This window comes from Clostridia bacterium (genome assembly GCA_035561135.1).
Lineage (GTDB): Bacteria > Acidobacteriota > Terriglobia > Terriglobales > Acidobacteriaceae > DATMYA01.
In genome coordinates, this window is record DATMYA010000087.1 from 1 (window position 1) to 3600 (window position 3600).

The following is a 3600-nucleotide window of genomic DNA, read 5'->3' on the forward strand; positions in this document are numbered from 1 at the left end:
CGAGGAGAGCGGTCAGTATCACACATGGTTCCGCCAGTACTCGCCCAACGCCGGACGCTGGCTGACTCCCGACCCCGCAGGACTCGCCGCCGTCGATCTCCTCAATCCCCAGAGCTGGAACAGGTATGCCTACGTGATGAATAGTCCGCTAAACTTCATAGACCCGCTTGGGTTGTCATGTGAAAATCCACATGACGGGCTTCCGTGCATTGTCACCGTAATTGGTTCGCCAACAGGATTTGGTTCGCCAATAGGATTTGGTCCGCCAACGGGCGGCGGAAGTGTAGCCCAGATAGAGCTAATGGTGGAGGACAGTGGCGGTTCCACCGCACCCGCAAACAACGGAAATCCGAAGAAGCCGCTGTGTGTTGTCGTTTTCGGAAAGGAAACGCTGAAATCATTCGGCAACCTGCTGCCCGGTAAGAGCGATTTTGCCGACATGGTAAATACGACCACGTCCATTGCTTCAAGCATTGAGAACTTTGACCCTACGCAGTGGCTTACCCAACAGATCACGAACTGGCGCACTGGCGCTCTTGTGATTCCTGCCTCAAAGGCTCTTCGCGGCGGTTTAAGCAGAAATCAATGGCTAAGCCAAGCGACCAAGCAGGTGGCGAAGAAGACGGGCTGGCAGGCATTTCTGTTCACGCTCGACTACGCCATGGCGGACGCGCTGGGCAAAGAGATTTCCTCATTCACAAGCGGTGAGTGCCGGGCGATTGGTTATGACGACTAACAAAACCACACGCGTTTTAACCGTGATCATTGAGGTAGTGGTGGCGCTTGCGATTGTCGGTTCAATAGTCGCTTACAACCTCTCGGGGATTCGCGTTGGGATCTCTAGGAATTGGGGCGCATTTCTTGGCGAAACTCTGATTGTGTTTGGAAACCTGTTCATCTTCCTTCGGAAGCGTGCCTCTCCAACTCGGGCTTGGTGGGCCGCCATTATCGCCCTTTTGATTCACTGTGCCGCGGGAAGCATCGTGTGCTTTTACTTAGAGGATATTCCGCTCGTGTGGTTTGCAGTCGCGGCAATAGTCGAGATCACGCTTCTACTTCGGATTGTTGAACAGATCTCGTTGGCCACAACTAGTCCTACGTCTTCCCCGTCATCCGGGGCACGTTGAGGGGAACTTTTGTGAGCACCATGCAAGTTCCCGCAAACAACGGGACGCCAACAACTCCTGTAATCCAAGCAGATAACGGCAAGTCGATTCCCAACGTGCCGGCCGAATGGGGTTTTTGCAACAAGTATCGAGATGGATCGGGAGCGGGTAGTGCCCTCTACAACATCTGCATGAGCTTTCCAAACTTCCCGAGTCAGAAATGGGCTAGTTGCGTCCGGGGAAAGCTGCTGAACCAATACACGCCTAACGGCAATCCGCTGCAGTTGAGCTGGTACCTGTTCGTTGATCACCCGGTTGACTTTGTAACTTGTCCAGTTCACTGACGTGGAGGTGGGGAATGCGCACCACATTTCGGCTGTGCGTGATTATCGGGGTGGCATCGCTGATAACTACAGCCACGTATTTTGGGCTGATTCTTGCTTTGCTTCCCCTCTTGCAGAAACCTAACCTGCCGACCGCCGTGCAAGTACCCGTGCTGGCGGTGGTGGTACTTACTCCGGTGGGAGTTGCGGCTTGGTGGATTTTTAAGAAGCTCCGGCCAGATTACTCAGTGCGCACGGCTCGTGCCGCAGCAATCGCTTTCACGGTGTTCACGCCAATCTCGTTGGGCGTGGCCTTCCCACTTTCCACGATTGTTGGAGCCTACTCTGAGGGTTTGGCCGGGTATCCGTTCTTCGGTTTTGCAGGGGCGTTTGTGGGAGTCGTCATAATAACCGCGTTGTTAAGCTTCGTGCCATGCGCATTCACACTGTGGATCGCGCGGCACGATGGCGGTGGGGCTCATTAGCCCCAATAGCTGCACGGTCCTGCCGTTTCTGAGTGCCGCTGTCGGCGTCTCGGGTGATGTTTTTGCCTCCCGAGGCTCCGCTCTTTGGGTCGAGTTTTTGCGCCGCCTTCGGCGGCGGGTGTAAGGGTGACACGCGACCCCGGAGCGGGAGAAATGCCAGCCGGGTGCCCCAGGTTCGCGCCCGTGGTTGGCGTTAACCTGGGATAACTCCACTGTTTCGGGAAAAACGTTACCAGCCTCGACGGACTTGGAGTAGTTTCCGACGGTACGCGTATGGCGAAAATGGAATGAGATCGAGTGGACGGAGCCTGATCGAGAGGACAAAAACAGTGGACGCGGCCGGGATCAACAAGTATTCCTTATCCCAGGTTAACGCCGAACTGCACGGCGTGAACCTGGGGCACCCGGCGATCGCACTAGCTTCATTGCGAATACGCACACGGGAGGGTTGCATGCAAGTGCCGTAGGGCCAGGATACATCGACTATCGCTCCTACAACAAGACATTTGGGCCTGGGAGCTTGCAGGTAGTCATAGGCGATGGGAACGGAAAGGGGTACTTCGATGTCGATCGATTCAATCCCAATAAAGGTATTTTGAGCTGGCTGGGGCACACTTTTCTTGAGGTTATCCCCCATGGCATCCGAGGTTATTAGCATGAAACCAATGGTCATAGCACTTCTTGTTCTCCTCCCTCTGTGTGGATGGTCGAGCAAACCGAGTCCTGAACGAAACGTCGAAGCAGCAAAGAAGGTATGGGAGTCGGTCATAGCCGCGAAAGGTGGACGCGATAGATTGCACGCCGTGCGTACCTTAGGTGTGCGCTTGGACGGCGGACGAGACTGGTATCAGCTCTATGCGTTTGAGTTTCCTTCGAAAGTCTGGAAGAGAACTGGCCCTGACGAACCTGTTGTAAAGGTATTAGATGGAGAAAGGGGAACCGGAGCGTTCGTTGGCCGCCACTTTAAGAAGCTCCATTCTCCGCGCAAAGGTCAGGTCGAGGTGAGCATTGCTGCTATCAATCCCGAAAATGTGAAGCTAAGCGTTGAGGCAGAGGTATGTTATGCCGTCGTGCACTTTCTGCTTGAAACGGCATGGCGAAGGCCTGAGATCGTGGCTTTAGATGAGACGGTCAGGTTGGGAAAACCGGTGTTGGTTGTTTACGTGAACGACTGCTTTGGGGGAGCTGCATACGTCATCGATCCGGTGACAAAGCTTCCGAGCGAGTACATAAACTTTGATGTACGTCGCATCGGAGACAAACTACCACCGCTTCCACAGGCGAGTCGCAGCAGTGTTGGACGGCTTGATAACTATGTTGCAATCGACGGAATCATGTTACCGGGGCGTACTTATGGTCGCGAAGGCAAGATGACATACGAGGTGAACCGCGATTACCCCGAGTCGTTGTTTCACACGGCACCGACGCTTTCCGATTGGGGCCTCTGGGCTCCGCCTACTAAGTAAGGTGATTGCGCACGCTCTCCAGTTCATTACGATGCGAGCGGTTTGCAGGTGAAGGTCACCAAGGGCGCGGATGTGCCGGGTGCCCCAGGTTCGCGCCCGTGGTTGGCGCTAACCTGGGATGACTCCACTGTTTCGGGAAAAACGTTACCAGCCTCGACGGACTTGGAGTAGTTTCCGACGGTACGCGTATGGCGAAAATGGAACTATCGAGATCGAGTGG

4 protein-coding genes are annotated in these 3600 nt (G+C 54.8%); all 4 read left to right on the forward strand.

Annotated features, from left to right (window positions below):
• On the forward strand, positions 1-736 hold a 736-nt coding region (locus tag VN622_17710; protein ID HWR37702.1), incomplete at its 5' end, for an RHS repeat-associated core domain-containing protein.
• Between the two features lie 402 nt (positions 737-1138).
• Positions 1139-1450 (forward strand): hypothetical protein, encoded by a 312-nt coding sequence (locus VN622_17715; GenBank protein ID HWR37703.1) that lies wholly within the window; start codon positions 1139-1141, stop codon positions 1448-1450.
• 14 nt (positions 1451-1464) lie between these two features.
• Positions 1465-1914, forward strand: a complete 450-nt coding sequence (locus tag VN622_17720; protein HWR37704.1) for a hypothetical protein — start codon at positions 1465-1467, stop codon at positions 1912-1914.
• A gap of 656 nt (positions 1915-2570) precedes the next feature.
• Positions 2571-3380 carry a hypothetical protein gene (locus VN622_17725; protein ID HWR37705.1) on the forward strand — a complete coding sequence of 270 codons (810 nt, stop codon included), beginning with the start codon at positions 2571-2573 and terminating at the stop codon, positions 3378-3380.
• The last annotated feature ends 220 nt before the right edge of the window (positions 3381-3600 follow it).